This is a genomic window from Aestuariicoccus sp. MJ-SS9 (assembly GCF_032586235.1).
Taxonomy (GTDB): Bacteria; Pseudomonadota; Alphaproteobacteria; order Rhodobacterales; family Rhodobacteraceae; genus Aestuariicoccus.
The window spans coordinates 72,018-93,347 of record NZ_JAWHTD010000012.1 but is presented as its reverse complement, the minus strand read 5'-3'; the positions used below and the strand labels follow the sequence as shown (position 1 = coordinate 93,347).

The 21,330-nt window shown below is 67.0% G+C and carries 24 protein-coding genes; 14 read left to right on the top strand and 10 right to left on the bottom strand.

Annotated elements, in window-relative coordinates; genetic code table 11:
- Positions 1 to 79: 79 nt before the first annotated feature.
- Positions 80 to 910: a 3-keto-5-aminohexanoate cleavage protein gene (locus tag RXV88_RS10840; RefSeq protein ID WP_316292734.1), complete on the bottom strand. Its 831-nt coding sequence runs from the start codon at positions 908 to 910 to the stop codon at positions 80 to 82.
- Between the two features lie 289 nt (positions 911 to 1,199).
- On the opposite strand from RXV88_RS10840, the gene RXV88_RS10835 reads away from it, so the two are divergent.
- From RXV88_RS10835 to RXV88_RS10815, 5 genes are all read left to right on the top strand, one after another.
- The gene (locus tag RXV88_RS10835) at positions 1,200 to 1,700 is read left to right on the top strand and encodes a YbjN domain-containing protein (RefSeq protein WP_316292733.1); all 501 of its coding nucleotides are present in this window, start codon (positions 1,200 to 1,202) and stop codon (positions 1,698 to 1,700) included.
- An 86-nt stretch (positions 1,701 to 1,786) separates the two neighbouring features.
- Positions 1,787 to 2,602 carry a pyrroline-5-carboxylate reductase gene (gene proC / locus RXV88_RS10830; protein WP_316292731.1) on the top strand — a complete coding sequence of 272 codons (816 nt, stop codon included), beginning with the start codon at positions 1,787 to 1,789 and terminating at the stop codon, positions 2,600 to 2,602.
- Positions 2,595 to 2,933, top strand: coding sequence for a tRNA-binding protein (locus RXV88_RS10825; RefSeq protein ID WP_316292729.1), 339 nt, complete (start codon positions 2,595 to 2,597; stop codon positions 2,931 to 2,933). Before proC ends, RXV88_RS10825 begins: the two co-directional genes overlap by 8 nt.
- Positions 2,930 to 3,883: a D-glycerate dehydrogenase gene (locus RXV88_RS10820; RefSeq protein ID WP_316292728.1), complete on the top strand. Its 954-nt coding sequence runs from the start codon at positions 2,930 to 2,932 to the stop codon at positions 3,881 to 3,883. The genes RXV88_RS10825 and RXV88_RS10820 overlap by 4 nt, the downstream gene beginning before the upstream one ends.
- Before the next feature lie 55 nt (positions 3,884 to 3,938).
- Positions 3,939 to 4,706, top strand: coding sequence for an SDR family NAD(P)-dependent oxidoreductase (locus RXV88_RS10815; protein ID WP_316292727.1), 768 nt, complete (start codon positions 3,939 to 3,941; stop codon positions 4,704 to 4,706).
- A gap of 2 nt (positions 4,707 to 4,708) precedes the next feature.
- Here the strand turns inward: RXV88_RS10815 and RXV88_RS10810 are convergent, their stop codons facing one another.
- Positions 4,709 to 5,551, bottom strand: coding sequence for a helix-turn-helix domain-containing protein (locus tag RXV88_RS10810; RefSeq protein ID WP_316292726.1), 843 nt, complete (start codon positions 5,549 to 5,551; stop codon positions 4,709 to 4,711).
- Between the two features lie 87 nt (positions 5,552 to 5,638).
- On the opposite strand from RXV88_RS10810, the gene pobA reads away from it, so the two are divergent.
- The 5 genes from pobA (at position 5,639) to RXV88_RS10785 (ending at position 10,000) form a co-directional block, all read left to right on the top strand.
- Complete coding sequence (gene pobA / locus RXV88_RS10805) at positions 5,639 to 6,808, top strand: 4-hydroxybenzoate 3-monooxygenase (RefSeq protein ID WP_316292725.1); 1,170 nt, start codon at positions 5,639 to 5,641, stop codon at positions 6,806 to 6,808.
- A 176-nt stretch (positions 6,809 to 6,984) separates the two neighbouring features.
- On the top strand, positions 6,985 to 7,368 hold the full coding sequence (gene pcaC, locus RXV88_RS10800) for a 4-carboxymuconolactone decarboxylase (protein WP_316292723.1): 384 nt from the start codon (positions 6,985 to 6,987) through the stop codon (positions 7,366 to 7,368).
- The gene (gene pcaH / locus RXV88_RS10795; RefSeq protein WP_316292722.1) at positions 7,361 to 8,089 is read left to right on the top strand and encodes a protocatechuate 3,4-dioxygenase subunit beta; all 729 of its coding nucleotides are present in this window, start codon (positions 7,361 to 7,363) and stop codon (positions 8,087 to 8,089) included. The genes pcaC and pcaH overlap by 8 nt, the downstream gene beginning before the upstream one ends.
- 3 nt (positions 8,090 to 8,092) lie before the next feature.
- A complete protein-coding gene (gene pcaG, locus RXV88_RS10790; RefSeq protein ID WP_316292720.1) occupies positions 8,093 to 8,692 on the top strand; it encodes a protocatechuate 3,4-dioxygenase subunit alpha in 600 nt (199 codons plus the stop codon).
- A gap of 189 nt (positions 8,693 to 8,881) precedes the next feature.
- Positions 8,882 to 10,000, top strand: a complete 1,119-nt coding sequence (locus RXV88_RS10785; protein ID WP_316292718.1) for a beta-ketoacyl-ACP synthase III — start codon at positions 8,882 to 8,884, stop codon at positions 9,998 to 10,000.
- 10 nt (positions 10,001 to 10,010) lie between these two features.
- Here the strand turns inward: RXV88_RS10785 and RXV88_RS10780 are convergent, their stop codons facing one another.
- The 4 genes from RXV88_RS10780 to rimO all read right to left on the bottom strand — a co-directional run bounded on the left by RXV88_RS10780 (position 10,011) and on the right by rimO (position 14,517).
- Positions 10,011 to 11,369, bottom strand: a complete 1,359-nt coding sequence (locus RXV88_RS10780) for a YihY family inner membrane protein (protein WP_316292716.1) — start codon at positions 11,367 to 11,369, stop codon at positions 10,011 to 10,013.
- A gap of 91 nt (positions 11,370 to 11,460) precedes the next feature.
- Positions 11,461 to 12,042 (bottom strand): thymidine kinase, encoded by a 582-nt coding sequence (locus RXV88_RS10775; RefSeq protein ID WP_316292714.1) that lies wholly within the window; start codon positions 12,040 to 12,042, stop codon positions 11,461 to 11,463.
- A gap of 55 nt (positions 12,043 to 12,097) precedes the next feature.
- Positions 12,098 to 13,096, bottom strand: a complete 999-nt coding sequence (locus RXV88_RS10770; protein ID WP_316292712.1) for a hypothetical protein — start codon at positions 13,094 to 13,096, stop codon at positions 12,098 to 12,100.
- A 62-nt stretch (positions 13,097 to 13,158) separates the two neighbouring features.
- The gene (gene rimO / locus RXV88_RS10765) at positions 13,159 to 14,517 is read right to left on the bottom strand and encodes a 30S ribosomal protein S12 methylthiotransferase RimO (protein WP_316292711.1); all 1,359 of its coding nucleotides are present in this window, start codon (positions 14,515 to 14,517) and stop codon (positions 13,159 to 13,161) included.
- Between the two features lie 17 nt (positions 14,518 to 14,534).
- Between rimO and RXV88_RS10760 the strand changes: the two genes are divergently transcribed.
- Positions 14,535 to 15,962, top strand: a complete 1,428-nt coding sequence (locus tag RXV88_RS10760) for a hypothetical protein (protein ID WP_316292710.1) — start codon at positions 14,535 to 14,537, stop codon at positions 15,960 to 15,962.
- A complete protein-coding gene (locus RXV88_RS10755) occupies positions 15,908 to 16,534 on the top strand; it encodes a hypothetical protein (protein ID WP_316292709.1) in 627 nt (208 codons plus the stop codon). Before RXV88_RS10760 ends, RXV88_RS10755 begins: the two co-directional genes overlap by 55 nt.
- 46 nt (positions 16,535 to 16,580) lie before the next feature.
- Here the strand turns inward: RXV88_RS10755 and RXV88_RS10750 are convergent, their stop codons facing one another.
- Positions 16,581 to 17,156: a GcrA family cell cycle regulator gene (locus RXV88_RS10750; RefSeq protein ID WP_316292707.1), complete on the bottom strand. Its 576-nt coding sequence runs from the start codon at positions 17,154 to 17,156 to the stop codon at positions 16,581 to 16,583.
- A 115-nt stretch (positions 17,157 to 17,271) separates the two neighbouring features.
- Between RXV88_RS10750 and RXV88_RS10745 the strand changes: the two genes are divergently transcribed.
- Positions 17,272 to 18,081 (top strand): ABC transporter permease, encoded by an 810-nt coding sequence (locus RXV88_RS10745; protein ID WP_316292705.1) that lies wholly within the window; start codon positions 17,272 to 17,274, stop codon positions 18,079 to 18,081.
- 3 nt (positions 18,082 to 18,084) lie between these two features.
- On the opposite strand, the gene RXV88_RS10740 is transcribed toward RXV88_RS10745, so the two are convergent.
- Both RXV88_RS10740 and RXV88_RS10735 read right to left on the bottom strand, forming a co-directional pair.
- Positions 18,085 to 18,819 (bottom strand): NAD(P)H-dependent oxidoreductase, encoded by a 735-nt coding sequence (locus RXV88_RS10740; RefSeq protein WP_316292704.1) that lies wholly within the window; start codon positions 18,817 to 18,819, stop codon positions 18,085 to 18,087.
- 1 nt (position 18,820) lies between these two features.
- Positions 18,821 to 19,405: a YqgE/AlgH family protein gene (locus RXV88_RS10735; RefSeq protein ID WP_316292703.1), complete on the bottom strand. Its 585-nt coding sequence runs from the start codon at positions 19,403 to 19,405 to the stop codon at positions 18,821 to 18,823.
- A gap of 117 nt (positions 19,406 to 19,522) precedes the next feature.
- On the opposite strand from RXV88_RS10735, the gene RXV88_RS10730 reads away from it, so the two are divergent.
- Positions 19,523 to 20,320, top strand: a complete 798-nt coding sequence (locus tag RXV88_RS10730; protein ID WP_316292702.1) for a protein-disulfide reductase DsbD domain-containing protein — start codon at positions 19,523 to 19,525, stop codon at positions 20,318 to 20,320.
- Between the two features lie 79 nt (positions 20,321 to 20,399).
- Here RXV88_RS10730 and RXV88_RS10725 read toward each other — a convergent pair whose 3' ends face one another.
- The gene (locus tag RXV88_RS10725; RefSeq protein WP_316292700.1) at positions 20,400 to 21,326 is read right to left on the bottom strand and encodes a 3-keto-5-aminohexanoate cleavage protein; all 927 of its coding nucleotides are present in this window, start codon (positions 21,324 to 21,326) and stop codon (positions 20,400 to 20,402) included.
- Positions 21,327 to 21,330: the final 4 nt, after the last annotated feature.

Sequence of the window (21,330 nt, the reverse complement as noted above, 5' to 3'; positions counted from 1 at the left end):
GCGCCCCGGTCCTGTGACCAGCCACCGGCACCGATCCGGCTAGAACCGGGAAGCCGCCGGGTGCCTCGCCGTCCCGCGTTCAGGCCGGGCGCAGCTCCAGAATCTCGCGCGCCTGGGCGGGCGTGGCGACGGGGCGGTCATATTTCGCGCAGAGCTCTGCCGCGCGCTTGACCAGAGCCGCATTCGACGGGGCCAGCCTGTCGCGGTCGAGCCGGACGTTGTCCTCGAGCCCGGTGCGGGTGTGGCCGCCCGCGGCGATGCACCATTCGTTGACCTCGATCTGATGCCGGCCTATCCCGGCCGCGCACCACTCGGCGTCGGGGGCCAGCCGTTCGACCGTCTTGATGTAATAGTCGAACACGTCGCGGTCGCAGGGCATGGCGTTCTTCACGCCCATCACGAACTGCACGTAAAGCTTGCCGGGAATGCGCCCGTCGCGGTTCATTTCGGCGGCCTTGTGGATGTGGCTCAGGTCGAAAGCCTCGATCTCGGGCTTCACGCCATAGGTCCGCATCTCGCTCGCCAGCCAGTCCACCAGATCGGGCGGGTTCTCGTAGACCCGGGTGGGAAAGTTGTTCGACCCCACCGACAGCGACGCCATATCCGGCGCAAGCGATAGCATACCGCCGCGTTCGCGCCCGGCGCCAGACCGGCCCCCGGTCGAAAGCTGCACGATCATTCCCGGGCAATGCTTGCGCACGCCTTCCATCAGCCGGGCAAAGCGCTCGGGGTCCGAGGTCGGCGTCTCGTCGGGATTGCGGACATGGGCGTGGCAGATGCTTGCCCCTTCCTCAAAGGCCTCATGGGTGCTTTCCACCTGCTCTTCGATGCTGATCGGAACGGCGGGATTGTCGGCCTTGCGCGGCACCGAGCCGGTGATCGCGACGCATAGGATACAGGGTTTGGTCATCTGGATATGTCCCCGGGCTGCTGGTTGCGTGGCGTCAACATAGCCCCCCCGTCCGGCCGATGCCAGAACACCCGGAGGGGCCTGTCGCAGAAAACGCCCGATCTTGCGCCCAAATGGCATTCATCCACAACTTATCGCGGTATCCGCGAAAATATCGCTTTACATGAGGTGTCCGGCACATGCACCATATCTGGTAAGGGCGCGGGGAAACGCCCCACGCCCTAGAGCAGGCACCTAGCGGTAGAGGCGCTGCCAGCCCCTGACGCTATGACAACAATGAGGTGGCGCCATGGCATTGTCCGAACAGTTTCTGTCAGACGAGATTCATCCGATCGACATCGTCGAACATCTGGCTGAATCCCACGACTGGGATTTCGACCGCATCCACGACGATCAGATCGCGATGGCCGTCGAAGGCCAGTGGCGCACCTATTCGATCACGCTGGCCTGGTCGGCATATGACGAAACCCTGCGCATGATCTGCACCTTCGAGATGGAGCCGCAGGCCGACCGGCTTCCGGCGCTCTACGAAGGGCTTAACGCGGTCAACGATCAATGCTGGGCCGGGGCCTTCAGCTATTGGGCGGAACAGCAGCTGATGGTCTATCGCTACGGGCTGGTCCTGTCGGGCGGGCAGATCGCCAGCCCGGAACAGATCGACACGCTGATCACCGCGGCGGTGCTGTCGGCCGAACGCTATTACCCGGCCTTCCAGCTGATGGTCTGGTCCGATCAGACGCCGCAGCAGGCGCTGCAGGTCGCCATGGCCGAGGCCTACGGCCGCGCCTGACAACGCGATTTGACAGGCGCTGCCGGGTTGCGCCCGGTAGCGCCCGCACGTAACACTCTGGCCCAACACGACAGGAGGGCCAGACCATGCAGAATTCCGACCTCGCCCGCCGGGGGCTCGTGCTTTTGGGCTGCGGCAAGATGGGATCGGCGATGTTGCAGGGCTGGCTGCAGCGCGGGTTGCCGCCTTCGTCCGTCTGGGTCATCGACCCCAACCCCTCGCAATGGCTGCGCGACCGGAACGTACATCTGAACAGAGACCTGCCGCCCGACCCGGCGGTGGTGCTGGTGGCGGTCAAACCGCAGATGATGGGCGACGCGCTGCCCGGGATGCAGGCGCTTGGCAATGGGTCCACCTTGTTCATCTCGGTCGCGGCGGGCACGCCGCTGGCGACCTTCGCCGCCACGCTGGGCGACCGGACCCCGATCATCCGCGCCATGCCCAACACCCCCGCCGCCGTCGGCGCGGGGATCACAGCGATCATCGGCAACGACCGCACCAGCGCCGCCGACCTCGACCTGGCCGAGGAACTGCTGAGCGCCGTGGGCGAGGTTGTCCGCCTGGACAGCGAAGACCAGATGGATGCGGTGACCGGGGTCAGCGGCTCGGGCCCGGCCTATGTCTTTCACATGATCGAATGCCTGGCCGCGGCGGGCGAGGCGCAGGGGCTGGCGCCCGACCTGGCCATGCAGCTGGCCAAGGCCACCGTGGCCGGGGCGGGGCAACTGGCGATGCAGGCCGCCGAGACGCCCGAACAGCTGCGCGTCAACGTCACCTCGCCCAACGGCACCACGCAGGCGGGGCTCGAGGTGCTGATGGATGCCGACGCGGGCCTGCCGCCGCTGATACGCGCGACGGTCAAGGCCGCCGCGGACCGCTCGCGGGAGCTGGCCAATGGCTGAGATCGCCTATGACGACTTTCAGGCCGTCGATATCCGCGCCGGAACGATCGTCCGGGCCGAACCCTTCCCCGAGGCGCGCAAACCCGCGATCAAGCTCTGGGTGGATTTCGGGCCCGAGATCGGGCAGCGCAAAAGCTCGGCCCAGATCACCGAGCATTACGACCCCGAGACGCTCGTGGGCCGGCAGGTGATGGCGGTGGTGAACTTCCCGCCGCGCCAGATCGGGCCTGTCATGTCCGAGGTGCTGGTATTGGGCGTCTATGACGACGCCGGCGCGGTCGTGCTGATCGCGCCCGACAAACCCGTTCCCGACGGTGGGAGGATGTGTTGACCAAGGTTCTGATCGCCCGCAACCTGCCCGACAGCGTGGTCGAGACCGCGCGCGGCCTTTTCGACCTCACCTATCGTGACCGGCCCGACCCGATGGACCGCGACGCGCTGATCGCGTCGCTGCGCGACTACGACGGCGTGCTGCCGACGCTGGGCGATGCCTACAGCGCCGAGATCTTTGCGGCGGTGGGTCAGCCACGCTGCCGGATCCTCGCCAATTTCGGGGTGGGCTATAACCACATCGACGTTGCGGCCGCCCGTGCCGCCGGGATCGCCGTGACCAACACGCCGGGCGCCGTCACCGACGCCACCGCCGATATCGCCATGACGCTGATGCTGATGTCCGCCCGCCGCGCGGGCGAGGGCGAGCGGCTGGTGCGGCGCGGCGACTGGCAGGGCTGGCATCCGGTGCAGATGCTGGGTCTTCACCTGACCGGCAAGACCGTCGGCATCCTCGGCATGGGCCGCATCGGGCAGGCCATCGCGCGGCGCTGCCATTTTGGGTTCGGCATGTCGGTGGGCTATGCCAGCCGGTCGGAAAAGACGCTCGATTTCCCCGCAACGCGCTACGGCAGCCCCGAGGCGCTGGCGGCTGCGGTCGACGTGCTGGTCGCCGCCGTGCCGGGCGGGGCCGAGACGCACCACCTGATCGGCGCAGCGGTCTTTGCGGCGATGAAGCCGACGGCGCATTTCGTCAACATCTCGCGCGGCGACGTGGTGGACGAGGCGGCGCTGATCGCGGCGCTGGAAACTGGGGCGATCGCGGGTGCGGGGCTTGATGTCTACGAACACGAACCCCGCGTGCCCGAGGCGTTGATCGGTCTGGAAAACGCGGTTCTTCTGCCGCATCTGGGCACCGCCGCGCTGGAGGTGCGCGAGGACATGGGGCGGATGGCGGTGGCCAACCTCAAGGCGTTCTTTGCGGGCGAGGACGTGCCCAACCCGGTGTAGCGGCGCGCCCGCCTCACCATTCCGAAGAAATCCGCCACAAGGAAGAGGATCAGCGATGCAGAACTGGCAAGGACATACGGCCATCGTGACGGGCGGGGCCTCGGGGTTGGGGGCTGCGACGGCGGAAAAGCTGGCGGCGCAAGGCCTGCGCGTGGCGCTTTTCGACCTCAACGAGGTCGAAGGCCACGCCCAAGCCGAGCGCCTCTCGGCGCTCTTCGTCAAGGTCGACGTCGCGGATCCTGCGTCGGTCGCCTCTGGCATGGACGCGGTCGAAGACGCGCTTGGCGCGCCGCGGGTGCTGGTCAATTGCGCCGGCATCGGCCCGGCGGCAAAGACCGTGTCGCGCGGGGCGGCGCATGATCCCGACATGTTCGCCAAAACCATCGGCGTTAACCTGATCGGGTCGTTCAACTGCGCGAGCCAGGCGGCGGCACGGATGGTCGCGGCAGACCCTGTGGACGAGGACGGCGCGCGCGGCGTGATCGTAAACACCGCCTCGGTCGCAGCCTACGAGGGGCAGATCGGCCAGGTGGCCTATGCCGCCTCGAAAGGCGGGATCGTCGGCATGACCCTGCCCATGGCCCGCGATCTGGCGGACAAGGGCGTGCGCGTCTGTTCCATCGCGCCGGGGCTGTTCCTGACGCCGCTGCTGCAAGGCCTGCCGCAAGAGGTGCAGGAGTCGCTGGGAATGCAGGTGCCCTTCCCCTCGCGCCTGGGCAAGCCCGAGGAATACGCGGCCATGGTCGCGCATATCCTGGCCAACCCCATGCTCAACGGCGAGGTCATCCGGCTGGACGGCGCGATCCGCATGGCCCCGCGTTAAGGTCAGCTGACGAACTTTTGGCGGTAGGCGGTAGGGGTCTCTCCGCGCACCCGCCGGAACCGTTTCGAGAAATACGAGGGGTCGTTGAACCCAAGCCGGTAACCCACCTCGGCCACAGACAGTTGCGTGAAGGCCAGAAGGCGGCTGGCCTCTTCCATCAGGCTCTGTTCGATATAGGCCGCAGCGCCGACGCCGGTCGCGGCGCGGCAAAGCCGGCTGAGATGGCCGGTGCTGACCGACAGGGCCCGGGCATAATCCGCCGCCCCCCAGCCATCGCCGAGGTGCCGGGCGATCAACGCGTCGAGCTGGGCCAGCCGCGTGCTGGCCTGCGGTCCGGGGCCAGGGTCGGCGGCGGCGGCCTCTTGGGCGAGGGAGGCCAGAACCGCATGGGCCAGCGCGATGGCCGCCTGTGTCCGAAAAGTGCCGTTGCCGGCAAAGGTCGCTGACAGCAGCGCCACCAGCGCGCTCAGTCCGGGCGCGGTCCGCCCGGCAAAGGGCCGCGCCAGAGCCTGGGCGACATCGGGCCCGATGCCGTTCACAAGGGCCAGCGGGAAAGAGATCACCTGCCCCGACGTGTCGGGCGCAAACCGGAATTGATGCACGGATTGCGCCGGGATATAGAGGAATTCGGTGCTCTGCAGGCACCATTCGCGGCCGTCGACCTTGGCCTCCATCCGGCCGTCCTCGATGCAGAAAAGCTGCGCGATCTGCGCATGGCGATGCGCGGCGATGGCCCAGTCGTGCGAACGCGCACGGTCTGAAATCCGCTCGCAATGCACCACGTCCGGGAAGTGCCCGGTCTCGCCAAAAAGGGTGAAGACGGGGATGGCGCTGGGGGTGGACATGCACGAATCTTACCATTTGTGGCCCATGCCGTCCATTCCGGCGACGCGCCCGCGCGGCTAGACTGACCGTCTGCAGGGGAGGAGCGCATGAAGACCGAGGTTGTCATCGTCGGGGGCGGGCCGTCGGGGCTGTTGCTGTCGCAATTGCTGAACAGGGCCGGTGTCGACACGATCGTCCTGGAACGCGCCAGCCGCGATCATGTGCTGTCGCGCATCCGCGCCGGGGTGCTCGAATCCGGCACGGTCGAGATGCTGCGCGCCGCTGGCGTCGGCGCGCGCATGGAACGCGACGGCATGGAGCATGAAGGCTGCTACCTTACCGACGACGACCTGATGGTGCGCATCAACTTTCACGAGCTGACCGGCAAGTCTGTGATGATCTATGGCCAGACCGAGGTCACGGCCGATCTTTATGCCGCGCAGGACGCGATGGGCACGACGATCCTGCATGGGGTCGAGGATGTGGCGATCCACGATGTGACCTCGTCCGCGCCCTATGTCGAGTTCACCCAAGGCGGTGCGCGCCAGCGGATCGACTGCGCCTATGTCGCCGGTTGCGACGGGTTCCACGGCGTCAGCCGCCAGACCATCCCGGCGGACAAGCGGCGCGAATTCGAACGGGTCTATCCGTTCGGCTGGCTTGGCCTTCTGTCGCGCACGCCCCCGGCCAGCGACGAGATCGTCTATGCCAATTCGACACACGGCTTTGCGCTGGTGTCGATGCGCAGCCCCAGCCTCAGCCGCTATTACGTGCAGGTCCCGCTGACCGACAAGGTCGAGGACTGGAGCGACGACCGCTTTTGGGAGGAACTGTCGCGCCGTCTGCCGCAGCAAGTGGCGCAGGACATGGTCACCGGCCCGTCGATCGAAAAATCCATCGCCCCGCTGCGGTCCTTCGTCAGCGAGCCGTTGCGCTGGGGATCGCTGTTCCTGGTGGGCGACGCGGCGCATATCGTGCCGCCGACCGGCGCCAAGGGGCTGAACCTGGCGGTGTCGGATGTCTTCTATCTGCACCAGGCGCTGATCGACGCGTTGAAGCGGAACGATATGTCCGGGGTCGAGGCCTATTCCGACCGCGCGCTGGCGCGGATCTGGAAGGCGATGCGTTTCAGCTGGCAGATGACGGCCATGCTCCACCGCTTCGAGGGTGAGGATGATTTCGCGCCGCAGATGCGCAAGGCCACGATGCTGCATCTGGCGCAATCCGAAACCGCGCGGCGCGATCTGGCGGAGAATTACATCGGCCTGCCGTTCTGACCGGGCGGAGGGGAGCGGCTAAATGATGATGCGCCGTATTTTATTTTCCCGCGCCGCAAGATGTGGCATTTCCCTTGGGGGAAGCGGACGCTTGCGACACTCGGCCAAGTCTGTGGCTTTCGTCTCTGCGCGGGCCGCAGCCGCCCCGATTGGGGCCTTTCAGGAAAGGACACGGAATGTCTGATCGCCATGCCGCCGGCATGAAAACCCGCCGCGAGGTGCTGGGCGATGCTCATGTCGACCGCGCCGAGGCCGCCAAGACCGATCTCGACCGGCCGTTCCAGGATCTGATCACCGAAAGCGCCTGGGGCACGGTCTGGGCGTCGGACGCGATCAGCCGGCGGGAACGCTCTATGCTGACGCTGGCGCTGCTCGCCGCCACCGGCAATTTCGAGGAAATCCCCATGCACATCCGCGCCACCGCCCGGACCGGAGCCAGCAAGCGCGACGTGATGGAGGCGTTCCAGCACGTCGCCATCTATGCCGGTGTGCCGCGCGCCAACCACGCCATCAAGCTGGCCAAGCAGACCTATCTGGAGATGGAGACCGAAAATGACTGACACCGCTCCGCTGATGCCGCGCCGGCGCGACATGCACCCGGTGCCGTTCGACCCGGATTACAAGACCTCGGTCACGCGGTCGCCGTCGCTGCCGCTCTTGTCGATGGACTCAACCCCGGCCGAGGAAACCGGCCCGCGCTTTGGTCATAACCTGCTGGGAAAGCTCGACAACAACCTGATCCTGAACTTCACCCAAGGGGCCGCGCCCGCCGTGGGCGAGCGGATCAGGGTTCATGGCAGGGTGCTGGACGAGACCGGCCGCCCGGTGCCGCAGACACTGGTCGAGATCTGGCAGGCCAATGCCGGAGGCCGCTATCGCCACGTCAAGGACACGTATTTCGCCCCGCTCGATCCCAATTTCGGCGGTTGCGGGCGCACGATCACCGACGACAACGGCTATTATGAATTCCTGACCATCCGCCCCGGCGCCTATCCCTGGCCCAACCGCGCCAACGACTGGCGGCCCATGCATATCCATTTCTCGGTCTTCGGCCATGCCTTCGGTCAGCGGCTCATCAGCCAGATGTATTTCGAGGGCGACCCGCTGATCGACCTTTGCCCGATCGCCGCGACGATCAAGTCGCGCAGCCAGCTCGACCGGCTGGTCGCGCCGCTGGATATGCAGAACGCGCGGCCGATGGATTACCTTGCCTACAAGTTCGACATCGTCCTGCGCGGCCGCCGCCAGACCATGTTCGAAAACAAGCCGGAAGGAATGTGAGCCGTGACCCAAGCTCTGGACCTGCTGACCGAAACGCCCAGCCAGACGGCGGGGCCTTATGTCCATATCGGCTGTATCCCCAGCTTTGCCGGGATAGAGGGCGTCTACCCCGAGGATCTGGGGCTTAGCGCCGTTCAGCCCGGGGCCAAGGGCCAGGCGGTCACCATCACCGGGTCGGTCTATGACGGCACCGGCTGGGCGATGCGCGACGCGATGCTGGAAAGCTGGCAACCGGACGCGGCGGGGCTTTTCCCGGGGGCCGAGGGGGCCGATCCGGCGGTCAGCGGCTTTTGCCGCTTTGCCGCCGACAAGGACAGCGGCGAATTCACCCTCCGCACGGTCAAGCCTGGCGCGGTGCGCCTGTGCAACGGCGCGCTTCAGGCGCCGCACATCAGCCTCTGGATCGTGGCGCGCGGGATCAACATCGGCCTCGCGACCCGGATTTACTTTGAGGACGAGGACAACACCGCCGACCCTCTGCTGAACCGCATCGAACAGCGCCCGCGGGCCGAGACGCTGATCGCCAGGAAGACTGGCAAAGGGGCGTACCGCTTCGATATCCGGCTGCAGGGGCCGGGCGAGACGGTGTTTCTCGATCTCTGAAGCCGCGACGGGCGGGGGACGGGGATGACCCGAGAAAGATTGACGGTTGCCGTGGCGGCATCGGCGGTCCGACTCTGGCGCTGACCCCACACCGTTCTTGCTATCCTGACCGTGGCTGACGCGCCGCGACGTCCGGCTTGACCCGGCGCGCGCGATCCTGTGTTGTCCCGCAACCTGTGGAGACGCGCCATGTACCAACCTGCCATTACCGGATGCGGGCTTTTTACCCCGTCGCAGATCATCACCAACGACGAGCTTGTCGTCGCCTTCAACGCCTATGCCGACCGCTGGAACGCCGAACACGCCGAGGCCATCGCGGCGGGCGAGGCCGAGCCGATGCAACATTCCAGCGCGGGTTTCATCGAGTCCGCCAGTGGTATCGAGCAGCGCTTTGTCATGGACAAGGAGGGCGTCCTGGACCCCGCGCGCATGTTCCCCAAGCTGACCGCGCGCCCCGACGACCAGCCCGGGATCATGGCGGAAATGGCGCTGGACGCCTGTGGCAAGGCGCTGGCCATGGCCGGGCGCCAGGGGGCGGATGTCGATCTGGTGATCTGCGCCGCGTCGAACCACGAACGCGCCTATCCGGCGGTAGCCATTGAAATCCAGGATTTGCTGGGCGCAAAGGGCTTTGCCTTCGACATGAACGTCGCGTGTTCGTCGGCCACCTTCGGCATTCAGGCCGCCGCAGACATGGTGCGCAGCGGATCGGTGCGCTGCGCCATCGTCGTCAACCCCGAGATCTGTTCGGCGCATCTGGAATGGCGCGACCGCGATTGTCATTTCATCTTCGGCGACGTGGCCACCGCGGTGGTGATCGAACGGGCCGAGGACGCGGCGGGCGATCACTTCGTCATCCATTCGACCAGATGCGCGACGCAGTTCTCCAACAACATCCGCAACAATGACGGTTTCCTGCGCCGCACCCACGACCAGATGGAAGACCGCCGCGACATGCAGTTCATGCAGAACGGGCGCAAGGTGTTCAAAGAGGTGCTGCCCATGGTCAGCGCCCATATCGCCGCGCATATGGAGGCCGAGGGCTGGACGGCGGACGATTTGAAACGGCTGTGGCTGCATCAGGCCAACAAGACGATGAACGATTTCATCGGCCGCAAGGTGCTGGGCCGGGTGCCCGAACCGGCCGAGCAGCCCAACATCCTGCAGGATTACGCCAACACCTCGTCCGCCGGGTCGATCATCGCCTTCGCCAAGCATTCCGCCGACATGGCGCCGGGCGACAAAGGGGTGATCTGTTCCTTCGGCGCGGGCTATTCGGTGGGGTCGGTCCTGGTCGAACGCGCCTGAGCGGCCGCGCTCAGGTCTGCGAGCGCTGCGCCAGAACCTCGACCGACGCGCCGCGCCGGGCCGTCCCGGCAGAGGCCAGTTCGGCGATCGGGGTGCCAAGGATCTCGCCCTCGGCCTCGTGCAGCCGGCCGAGTGCCGCGCGAAGCGCCGTCAGGTCCGCGACGTAGTCGTCGGTCATCCCCTCGGGCAGCGCATCCTCGGCGCCGGGGGCAAGCCCCAGCGCCATCCCAAGGTCGCGCGCCAGATCCTGCAGGGTCGTGCTGTGCATGTCGCGCGCCAGCGCCACGCGCCCGTTTTCGGTCTCGACAACGTAACCGGCGGCGTTGAGCGCATCGAGGATGTCGTCCCGCGCCTCGAACGGGGTCGCTTCCATCAGCGTTTCCTCGTCCAGCGTGCCACCGGTCTGCGCGCGCTGGTGCAGCCGCGACAGCAGTTCCACGGCGAGCTCAAGCCGTTCGACCGGGCCGACCTTGACGCCCAGCTCTGCCGAACGGGCCTGCCACCAGTCGGGAAAGGCGGCGGCCAGAACCGCGCCCAGGATGATCACCATCCAGCTTGTGTAGACCCAGACCAGGAACACCGGCACGACGGCGACGGCGCCGTAGATCGTCTCATAGCTGGAACCGGAGGTGAGGAAGGTGTTGAACCCCCAGGACAGCAGCTCGAACGACACCGCCGCGAACCCCGCGCCGATCAGCGCGTCGCGCACGCGCACGCGGCGCGCGGGGACCAGCACGAAGAGCGCGGTAAAGCCGATGAGGTTGATGCCGACGCTGACCAGATTGTCGATGATCCAGGACCCGCGCCGGCCGACCTCTGCGGGCACGCCAAGGTCGAAGAGGGCCGAGTTTCGGGCGTAATGCATGACGTCCGAGGTCAGCGCGATGCTGGCGGCGATCAGCATCGGCCCCAGCGTGAGGATCGCCCAGAAGATCAGGAACCGCACCAGGATCGGGCGGGGCCGTTCCACATGCCAGATGCGGTTCAGCGTGTCCTCGATGGTCGACAGCAGCAGTACCGCCGCCACCGCCAGCGCGACGACGCCCACCGCCGTCAGGTTGCTGGCGTTTTCGGTGAAGGATGACAGGTAGTTCGTGATCGCGGCCCCCGCCTCGGGCACCACCGCATCGAGGAAGAGCTGCCGCATCCGGTCCTTGACCGCGTCGAAGGCACGAAAGCTGGACAGGATCGCAAAGGCGATGACCAGAAGCGGCACCAGCGCCAGCAGCGTCGAATAGGTCAGCGAGGCGGCGGCGTTGTTCAGGCGGTCGGCGAAAAAACGGCGCACCGCGAAGATGACGAAATTCGCCACTTCGGCGACGATGCCCGCGCCGCGCGTCCGTTGCAGCCGGTCGATCTGTGTGTCCAAACTCTTCATCCCGTTGAGTATAGGGCATTTGTCGCCCAAGGTCAGGTCTGCGCGATTTTCCCGGCTTTCGGGCCGCCCGGTCGCGGGTGGGTCAGGACCCGGACACAGCCTCGCGCCAGTGCCGGCGGCAAAGGCTGACATAGGTCTCGTTGCCGCCGATCTGCACCTGCGCGCCGCCGGTCAGCACGTGGCCCTGATCGTCCTGGCGCACCACCATCGTCGCCTTGCGCCCGCAATGGCAGATCGTACGCACCTCGCGCAGGCTGTCGGCCAGCGCCAGCAGGGCCGCCGAGCCGGGGAAGAGCTCGCCCCGGAAATCCACCCGCAGACCGTAGGCCATGACCGGCACGCCCAGATCGTCCACCGCGCGGGCCAGCTGCCAGACCTGGTCCTTGGTCAGGAACTGCGCCTCGTCGACAAGCACGCAGGCCACGGGGCCTTTGGCCAGCCGCGCCTCGATCCGGATGAAAAGATCGTCGCCCGCGCGAAACGTCTCGGCCGGGCGCGACAGCCCGATGCGCGACCCGATCTTGCCTTCGCCCGCGCGGTCGTCCAGCGCGGCGGTCAGCAGAAAGGTCTCCATCCCGCGCTCGCCGTAGTTGTGCGCCGCCTGCAGCAGCAGCGTCGATTTCCCGGCGTTCATGGTGGAGTAGTTGAAATAGAGCTTGGCCATGGAATGGCGTCATGCCGCAGCCCCGGCCCCGTTGCAAGAGCCGCTGCGCAGCCCGTCAGGGGGGTTGCCACAGACCTTCGGCCTTCAGCGCCGCAACGCAATCGGCAAAGGCCGCGCTGGCCGTCAGATCGCCGAACGAGGTCTGCGGGCGCGCGTCGGGCGTGGCGGGGGCCATATCCCCGGCGGTGATCCTGTCCTGCATCGCCAAGAGGCGGGCGGTGTCGTCCCCGGTCATGTCCTCGATCCGTTGCCGCAGGGCGTCAGTCAAAAGGGCTGCGCCGGGTGCGGGATCGAACCGGGCGGCGATGGCGCGCACCTTGTGGCTTTTGGCAAGAAAGCCGCGCTGATCGCGGCGGGGCAGATGCGACAGCACGCAAAGCTCGAACGCGGTCAGGCCTTCGTTGGCGCGAAGCTGCCCGGTCTCTCCGGCCAGATCCGCACAGCCGATGGCGTCCAGAAATTGCCGGGCGGGCGGGCCGAACCGCTCGCCCAGGAAATGCAGCCGCACGGTGCCGGGGCCTGCGCAGCGCTCCCAGAATGCCACATGGTCCGAGTAACGCAGCATCCGCCGCAGCCCGTCGCTGGTATCTTCGGCGTTGACCAACGCGTCCAGATCGCCCTGAAACCCGCCGGTGCGGATGCGCTGGCTGAAATGCGACAGAACCCAATCGGGACGGGGACGCAGGAAGAGGTGCACCTGCACCTCGTCGAACCGCGCGAACATCCAGTCGAGGCGTACCGGATAAAGCGGATGCGACAGGGCCTCGGACGAGAGGATCATCTGTGGCGCACCGGACCCGTCCAGCGCGGCGCGCAAGGCGTCGCCTGTGGCCGCAAGGTCGACGCGCGGGTTGTTCATGCGAAAGAGGCTTTGCGTCTCGGCGGGGCGCTGCGCCAGGACATAGGGCGTCAGATTGCCGATGGGGCGGTCGATGAGGCGCGGATAATCGACCCCGCGGTCCCGCAGCGCCCTGCGCCGCTCCGCCAGCACCCGCTGGATCGCGGTCGAACCGCATTTCGGCAGCCCGACATGGAGATGCAGACCCCGCGTCATGCCCTGTGGGTCATGTCAGGGATCGGCGGGCGCCGCGCTGCGAGCCGAACGCCCCCATCCTCTCAGACCAGCCGGCCCCAGAGGTCGTACTCGCCCGCCTCGTCGACCTCGACCGTGACGATATCGCCAGGGCTCAGCGCCTCGTGGCCCTCGTCGATAAAGAGATTGCCGTCGATCTCGGGTGCGTCGGCCTTGGTGCGGCAGGTGGCGGCGTCGTCCTCGACCAGATCGACGATCACCTCTTGCCGGGTGCCGACCTTGGCGGCCAGCTTGGCCTCGGAGATCTCTTGTGCCTTGGCCATGAACCGCTCCCACCGGTCCTGCTTGACCTCATCCGCAACGTGATCGGGCAGGCCGTTCGACCGCGCGCCTGCGACGTTCTCGTACTGAAAACAGCCGACCCGATCCAGCTGCGCCTCGTCCATCCAGTCGAGCAGATGCTGGAACTCCGCCTCGGTCTCGCCGGGATAGCCGACGATGAAGGTCGAGCGCAGGGTGATGTCGGGGCATTCCGCGCGCCAGGCGGCGATCTCGTCCAGCGTGCGCTCCGCCGCCGCGGGCCGCGCCATGCGGCGCAGCGTGTCGGGATGGGCATGCTGGAACGGAATGTCCAGATAGGGCAGCACCCCGCCCTCGGCCATCAGCGGGATCATCTCGCGCACATGCGGGTAGGGGTAGACGTAATGCATCCGCACCCAGGCCCCGAGGCTGCCCAGATCGCGGGCCAGCGCGGTGATCGGGAACTTGTCGTCCCGGTCCTTCCAGTCGGTGCCATAGGCGCTGGTGTCCTGGCTGATCACCAGCAGCTCGCGCACCCCGGCCTCGACCAGCTTTTCCGCCTCGCGCATGACCGCCCGGTGCGGGCGCGACGCAAGCCGTCCGCGCATGTCGGGGATGATGCAGAACTTGCACTTGTGATTGCAGCCTTCCGAGATCTTCAGATAGCTGAAATGCCGGGGCGTCAGCCGGACGCCGCTGGCGGGCAGCAGATCGACGAAGGGATCGGGGGCGGGCGGCACCGCGGCATGCACCGCATCCAGCACCTGTTCGTATTGATGCGGGCCGGTGACGGCCAGCACCTTGGGATGCGCGCCGGTGATATATTCGGGCTCGGCCCCCAGGCACCCCGTCACGATCACCCGCCCGTTTTCGTTCAGCGCCTCGCCGATGGCGTCAAGGCTTTCGGCCTTGGCGGAATCGAGAAACCCGCAGGTGTTCACGATCACCGCGTCCGCGCCGCTGTAATCGGGGCTGATGCCATAACCCTCGGCGCGCAGCCGCGTCAGGATCCGCTCGCTGTCCACCAGCGCCTTGGGACAGCCGAGGCTGACCATGCCGATGGTCGGCTGCCCGTCGCGCGCCGTGTCGGTCACGCGCGCGCGGGCAAGGTCGGGGCGAAGATCGGGCGGGTTCTGCGTCATGCGCCCGCTATAGCGCCGTGCCCCCGCCCGCGAAAGCCCCAATCCCCTTCCCAACCCGCGCCGCGCCCACTACCGTATCGGTTGAAGGAGTCGTCATGAGTATCGCGTTTCACCGCAAGACACTGGCCGAAATGGAGGCCGAGCGCCCCTGGACCGAGGCCGAGCGCACCCTGTTGGACAAGGCGCATACGGGTTATGTCATCCTCTCCGAAACCCGCCCCGACGCCGCGACCGACACCGTCGAAATCCGCGCCGACCTCATTCGCCACATCACCCTGGGCGGATGCGAAACCTGCCGCGTGCCGGACAAGGGCACCAGCGTGCAAGGGGCCTTCGTCACAGGCGAGCTCGATCTCGAAGGCTGCGAAAGCCCGCTGGACCTCTACCTGTCCAACTGCCGCTTCGACACCCAACCCATGCTCATGGACGCCCGCCTCGGCGCAGTCCTCCTGCCCGGCTGCCACCTGCCCGGCCTCGACGCCCACCGCCTGCGCGTCACGCGCAGCGTTCTGTTGAACCGGAAATTCAAATCAGATGGTCCGATCGATCTAAAAGGTGCAAGGATCGGACAATCTCTGGCGTGCGTCGATGGCACATTCGACGGTCAGGGCCATCCCGCACTGAATGCGAACGCCATCACCATCGGCGCGAGCCTTTCACTGTCCAAGGGGTTTACGGCCAAAGGCATGGTTGACCTGACGCGCGCGACTATCGGCGGGCAGGTTGATTGTTCCGATGGCACATTCGACGGAAAGGGTAAGGTCGCGCTCAATGCAAACGCCATCACCATTGGCGCGGACCTTTTCCTGCGAGAGGGGTTCTCCGCCAAAGGCACGGTCGACCTGATCGGCGCGAATGTCGGCGGGCAGGTCGCTTGCGTGGGCGGCACATTCGACGGTCAGGGCCATCCCGCGCTGAATGCAAACGCCATCACCATCGGCGCGAGCCTTTTCATGCGAAGGGGGTTCACGGCCAAGGGGTCCGTTGTATTGGTCCGAGCGCGGATCGACGGGAATTTGCAATGCCCAGAAGCCACCTTCGAACGCGGTCTCAACTTGGAAGGGGCGACGATTGGCGGCGGTTTCTTCTGGCAGGATGTCACGGCCTTCTCCGGCGCGCTCGACCTGACCGACACGCATGTGGGGCGGCTGGAGGATGATGCGGAAAGCTGGGCCGGGGCCGATCCGCTGCGTCTCAACGGGTTCCGCTATGACCGGCTGGGCGGTACGTTGAGCGTCAGCCAGCGTCTGGATTGGCTGGCGGGCAAGCGGGAACGCGAGATCCTGCCCGTCATTGGCAAGCAAGATGATGGCAGTTGGAACCCAGCCCCACACCGCGCTGGCTCACCTCGGCCTACCGGCCCGATTTCAACCCGCAGCCCTACACCCAGTTGGCCAAGGTCCTGCGCGACAGCGGCGCGCCGCAGGGCGCCGCGCGGGTGCTGACGGAACGCGACCGGCGCGTGTTGCGCGCGACCTACGACCGGCGCAAGGCCGCGATGGACGGCACCCTCGCCACCGGCTGGCCATCCTTCACCGCCAGCCTGCGCCACCGGCTGGTCGACGCGCCCTTCGGCTGGGTCTTCGGCTACGGTCACCGCCCGGCGCGGGCGCTGCTTTGGGTGGTCGGCATCGTGCTGATCAACTGGTGGCTCTATTTCCACACCTATGAAAACCACCAGATGGCCCCGGACAGCGATATCGTGCTGACCTCGAAGACATGGACCGACGCGAACACGGCGCATGAAGAAGACCCCTCCGCGCCGTTGCCATTGAAGGTCTGGCAGGAGTCGCCGGAGTACAAGGATTACGAGACCTTCCACCCGCTCATCTACGCGCTCGACCTCTTCATCCCGCTCGATGCTTTGGGGCAAGAGGCCGCCTGGTCGCCCTCGCCCGCGCGCGGCGTGTGGGGCACGGCCGCCTATTGGTCGGGCTGGGTGATGCAGCTGCTGGGCTGGGTGATCACCGCCATCGGCGCGGCGGCGCTGGCCGGGTTGGTGGGGCGCAAGGATTGAACCGAAGAACCCCGGCCGTAGGGTGCGCCTTTACGGCGCACCGCGCTCAGCGGCGGCGGTCGCGGCGGGCGCTCATCGGCTGGAAGGCCACGCCCACATGCGCCTCGCAATAGGGTTTGCCCTGCTGCACCGGCAGGCCGCAGAACCAGAAATCCGGCGTCGCCGGGTCGCCGACAGGCCATTTGCAGGTCCGCTCGGTCAGCTCCATCAGCGTCAGCTTCTTGGCCTTCTTCTCGACCTCGTTGACCTTGGCCAGCGCCTCGGGGCTGATTTCGTTGGCCGAGGGCTGCGGCGGCAGCGGCTGGCCGGCGGGAATGATCTGCTTGCGTGTGGGCGCGGGGGTGGCGGATTTCGTCTCCATCTCGACCGGGCGCGCGGGTTCGGTCTTGGGCTGCGGCTTGGCCTTCGGTTCGGCCTTGGCCGCGCTTTTCTCTTTCGGATCGGCGGCCTGGTCGGTGCCCGTCGGGGCCGCGCCAGAGCGGTTCGACAGGCCCAGGCGGTGCACCTTGCCGATCACCGCGTTGCGGGTGACGCCGCCCAGCTCTTTCGCGATCTGGCTGGCGGATTGGCCCTCGCCCCACATCTTCTTGAGCAGTTCGACGCGTTCATCTGTCCAGGACATGGCGTTCCTTACTGAAAAAGCGGCCCCCGTTGCGGGCCGCCTGGAAAAATTCGACTGCCCCCTATTCTAGTCATTGCGCCTTGAGATACAAGCCGCCGCAAAGGGAAGGACCGTCATGAGCGATACGCAAAGCTACGCCCCCGGAGACCGCCGCTTTGGGCGGGTCAACTGGCTGGGGCTGCAAACCCTGGCGCTGCGCGAGATCATGCGCTTCGCCAACGTCTGGACACAGACGCTGCTGGCGCCGCTGGTGACGGCGGGGCTTTTCATGGTGATTTTCACCATCGCCATAGGGCCGCGCCGGGGCGACGTGATGGGGGTGGATTTCACCACCTTCATCGCGCCGGGGATCCTGACGATGACGGTGATCCAGAACGCCTTCGCCAATACGTCCTCGTCGATCATGATTTCCAAGGTGCAGGGCAACATCGTCGACACGCTCATGCCGCCCTTGTCGGGCGGCGAGCTGGTGCTGGGCTATCTGGCGGGCGGTGTGGCGCGGGGGGTCTTCGTGGCGCTGGCCATTGCGGCAGGCTTCTGGCTGACGCTGGGGATCGTCCCGGCGCATCCGCTGTGGATGCTGGTTTTCGTCACCCTGGCGGCGGCGTTCCTGTCGGGGCTGGGCATGATCGCGGGCGTCTTCGCCAACAAGTTCGACCAGATGGCGGCGATCACCAATTTCATCGTCACGCCGCTGGCGTTCCTGTCGGGCACGTTCTACTCGGTGCAGGCGCTGCCGCCGGTGCTCTACCAGATCACCCACGTCAACCCGGTCTTCTACCTGATCGACGGGGTGCGCTGGGGCATGATCGGCGTGTCGGACGCGCCGCCGCTGATGGGCTTCGCCATCGCCTTTGGTGCGACGCTGGTGGTGCTGGCGCTGGCGTGGTGGATGTTCCGGACGGGCTACCGGCTCAAGGCGTGACGCTCAGCCGTGGAACGGCCAGAGCGGCGTGATCCCGGCGCGCAGCCGGCCGTCGTCGTCAAAATCGCTGTCGGCGTGAAACCGCAGACGGGGCCGGTCGGGCAGCCCATCGATCAGCGCTTTCTGGCCTGACAGGACCGCGCCGAGCCTTTGTTCGAGCTCGGCCTTCTCGTCGCCTGTCCAATAGCCGTGCACCCCGTGCGCGGCCTCGGGCGCGGCGACGTCGAACCCGCAATAGCGCAGTGTATAAGCCAGGGGCCAGAGCAACAGGTCCAAACGCCCTTCCTTGCCGCGCGGCCCGACCTCGGCGGCGCCCGCACCGGTGCTGACACAGAAAAGCGCGGTCTTGCCGCGGCAGAGGCCCCGGTCGAAGCGGTTGTCGACATCGTGCAGATGCCCGTGCATCAGCACCCGCTCGCACCAGCCCTTGATCAGCGCGGGTGGGCCGAACCACCAGATCGGGAAATGCAGGATCACAAGATCGGCCGCGCGCACCGCATCCACATGCCCGGCCACATCCGCCGGAGGTTCATGGCTTTCCTGCACTTTCAGCGGATCGAACGGGCCATCGAGCCCGTAATGCGATGCCCTCTCGACCGCATCGAACCCCTCCGCCATCAGGTCCAGATGGGTGACATCGTGCCCTAGGCCTGCGGCGGCGGCAACGCTGGCCTCTGCCCAGGCGGCGGTGAAACTGTCCGGACCCGGCGGGGCGCTGACGATCAGCGTTCGAGGCACCTCAGGCGCGCCCGCCCTCGGACGAAAGCGCCAGCGCCGCGACCCCGAGCGATTCCAGCGCGGCGGTCCATTTCTGATCGGCGGGCACGTCGAAGACCAGCGCGGGGCTCGCGTCGCAGACCAGCCATCCGTTCTGCGCGATCTCGCTTTCCAGCTGGCCCGGACCCCATCCGGCATAGCCCAGCATCATCAGCCGCTTGTCCGGCCCCTTGCCGACGGCGATGTCCTCGAGAATGTCCAGCGTGGCGGTCATGTGGATGCGTGGATGCGCCTCGAGCGTGGTCACCGCCGAGGCATATTCCGGCGAGTGCAGCACAAAGCCGCGCGCGGTTTCCACCGGGCCGCCGTAATGCACCTTCTGGTCGCCCGGATCGCCGGTCGTCTCGATATCGAGCTGCTTGAGAAGCATCGACAGGCTGACATCCGACGCGGGTTTGTTGACGATCAGCCCCATCGCCCCGTCCGAGCCGTGGGCGCACATGAACACCAGGCTCTGGTCAAAGCGCGGGTCGCCCATGCCCGGCATCGCGATCAGCATCTTGCCGGTCAGGTCTGTGGTCTGGGTAATGCCGTCAGCATGTTCCATTAGGGTAACATGGAACCGGGGCCGCGCCGGCGCAAGGGGGCTGCGCCGCCCGCGCGCAAGGGTCACATCGCCGGAACGTGACTTTTCATTTCAGCCGTTTGCCGCCATGTGAAGGACATGACGATACGTTTCCTGCTGGCGGCGCTTGCCGCGCTGTTGCTCGCCTTGCCCGCGCGGGCCGAATTCGACGGGGCCATCGAGGCGCAGCTGCGCCCGGGCTGGCGGTTGCCGAACGGCGACCATATCGCGGCGCTGCATATGAAACTGGCGCCGGGGTGGAAGACCTATTGGCGCGCGCCCGGCGATGCCGGCATTCCTCCGGCCTTCGACTGGCAGGGGTCGCGCAATGTCGACCGCGTGGCGGTGATCTTCCCGACGCCGCACGTCTTTTATCAAAGCGGGATGCGGTCGGTCGGCTACAAGAACGAACTGTTGCTGCCCCTGCGCATCGCGACCGAGGACGGCGCGGCGGAGATCCGGCTCAAGGGGGTTGTCGAGATCGGCGTCTGCAAGGACGTCTGCCTGCCCCACACGATCCGCTTCGACATGGCGCTGCCCGGCAGCGGCGCCCGGCCCGATCCGATGATCGCCGCGGCGATGGCGGATGTGCCGTTCACGGCGGACGAGGCTGCGGTTCGCGCGGTCCGATGCATCGTCTCGCCTACGCCGGACGGTCTGAGGCTGCGGGCCGAGATCGACATGCCCGGAACCGGCGGGCGCGAAGAGGTTGTGGTCGAGGCGGGCGATCCGATGATCTGGGTGGCCGAACCGTCGACCCGTCGCAGCGGCGGCACGCTGGTGGCCGAGGCGGACATGATGCACCTGTCCCAGACCGCCTTCGCATTGGACCGGTCGCGCCTGCGGATCACCGTGCTGGGCGCCAAGACCGCCGTGGACATCCAGGGCTGCCGCTGACCCCGGTCGCGCGGCTGCTCCGGACCCGAGGCCCCGGATCGGGTCCGGGGCCGTGTTGTGCCCGGGCCGGGGCCTTGTCTCAGAACCGCACCTGATCGCCGCCCTTGAGCGACAGGATCTCGCGCGCCTCATCCGGGGTGGCCACCGTCCGGCCCAGCGATTCCACCAGCGCCCGGGCGCGTTCGACCTGCTGGGCGTTGCTGGTGGCCAGCTTGCCCTTGCCGATCCAGAGCGAATCCTCGAGCCCCACGCGCAGATTGCCGCCAAGCGCCACCGACTGCGCCGCGATCCGGAACTGCGCCGCGCCTGCGCCCAGCACCGACCAGCGCAGGTCCGCGCCGAACAGACGGTCGGCGGTGCGCTTCATGTGCATCACGTCCTCGGGGTGCGACCCGATCCCGCCCAGCAGGCCGAATACCGACTGCACGAAGAAGGGCGGCTTCACCAGCCCGCGCTGGACGAAATGGTGCAGGTTGTAGAGATGCGAGGTGTCGTAGCATTCGAACTCGAACCGGGTGCCGTTGGCCTGACAGGCGGCCAGCACGTATTCTATATCCTTGAACGAATTGCGGAAAACGAGATCGCGCGAGCCTTCGAGGAAGTCCCGCTCCCAGTCGTGCTGGAACGTCTTGTAGCGGTCGAGCATCCCGTAAAGCCCGAAATTCATCGATCCCATGTTGAGCGAGGCCACCTCGGGCGCGTAATCGGTGGCCGGGCGCGCGCGTTCCTCGACGTTCATGTAGGGCGAGCCGCCGGTCGTCAGGTTCACCACGGCGCCGGTCGCCTGCTTGATCCGCGGCAGGAACGGCGCGAAGGCCTCTGGCGTCTGGTCGGGCCGGCCGGTTTCGGGATCGCGCGCGTGCAGGTGCAGGATCGCCGCGCCCGCCTCGGCCGCCGCGATCGCCGATTGCGCGATCTCGTCGGGCGTGACCGGCAGGTGCGGCGACATCGACGGCGTATGGATCGCACCGGTCACGGCGCAGGTGATGATCACGGGGTCGGTCATGGGA

Excerpts from the sequence above, each read along its gene's own strand:
- RXV88_RS10840 (WP_316292734.1), bottom strand. The coding sequence starts at position 910 with ATGACCAAACCCTGTATCCTATGCGTCGCGATCACCGGCTCGGTGCCG.
- RXV88_RS10835 (WP_316292733.1), top strand. The coding sequence starts at position 1,200 with ATGGCATTGTCCGAACAGTTTCTGTCAGACGAGATTCATCCGATCGAC.
- proC (WP_316292731.1), top strand. The coding sequence starts at position 1,787 with ATGCAGAATTCCGACCTCGCCCGCCGGGGGCTCGTGCTTTTGGGCTGC.
- RXV88_RS10825 (WP_316292729.1), top strand. The coding sequence starts at position 2,595 with ATGGCTGAGATCGCCTATGACGACTTTCAGGCCGTCGATATCCGCGCC.
- RXV88_RS10815 (WP_316292727.1), top strand. The coding sequence starts at position 3,939 with ATGCAGAACTGGCAAGGACATACGGCCATCGTGACGGGCGGGGCCTCG.
- RXV88_RS10810 (WP_316292726.1), bottom strand. The coding sequence starts at position 5,551 with ATGTCCACCCCCAGCGCCATCCCCGTCTTCACCCTTTTTGGCGAGACC.
- pobA (WP_316292725.1), top strand. The coding sequence starts at position 5,639 with ATGAAGACCGAGGTTGTCATCGTCGGGGGCGGGCCGTCGGGGCTGTTG.
- pcaC (WP_316292723.1), top strand. The coding sequence starts at position 6,985 with ATGTCTGATCGCCATGCCGCCGGCATGAAAACCCGCCGCGAGGTGCTG.
- pcaH (WP_316292722.1), top strand. The coding sequence starts at position 7,361 with ATGACTGACACCGCTCCGCTGATGCCGCGCCGGCGCGACATGCACCCG.
- RXV88_RS10785 (WP_316292718.1), top strand. The coding sequence starts at position 8,882 with ATGTACCAACCTGCCATTACCGGATGCGGGCTTTTTACCCCGTCGCAG.
- RXV88_RS10775 (WP_316292714.1), bottom strand. The coding sequence starts at position 12,042 with ATGGCCAAGCTCTATTTCAACTACTCCACCATGAACGCCGGGAAATCG.
- RXV88_RS10770 (WP_316292712.1), bottom strand. The coding sequence starts at position 13,096 with ATGACGCGGGGTCTGCATCTCCATGTCGGGCTGCCGAAATGCGGTTCG.
- rimO (WP_316292711.1), bottom strand. The coding sequence starts at position 14,517 with ATGACGCAGAACCCGCCCGATCTTCGCCCCGACCTTGCCCGCGCGCGC.
- RXV88_RS10750 (WP_316292707.1), bottom strand. The coding sequence starts at position 17,156 with ATGTCCTGGACAGATGAACGCGTCGAACTGCTCAAGAAGATGTGGGGC.
- RXV88_RS10745 (WP_316292705.1), top strand. The coding sequence starts at position 17,272 with ATGAGCGATACGCAAAGCTACGCCCCCGGAGACCGCCGCTTTGGGCGG.
- RXV88_RS10735 (WP_316292703.1), bottom strand. The coding sequence starts at position 19,405 with ATGGAACATGCTGACGGCATTACCCAGACCACAGACCTGACCGGCAAG.
- RXV88_RS10730 (WP_316292702.1), top strand. The coding sequence starts at position 19,523 with ATGACGATACGTTTCCTGCTGGCGGCGCTTGCCGCGCTGTTGCTCGCC.
- RXV88_RS10725 (WP_316292700.1), bottom strand. The coding sequence starts at position 21,326 with ATGACCGACCCCGTGATCATCACCTGCGCCGTGACCGGTGCGATCCAT.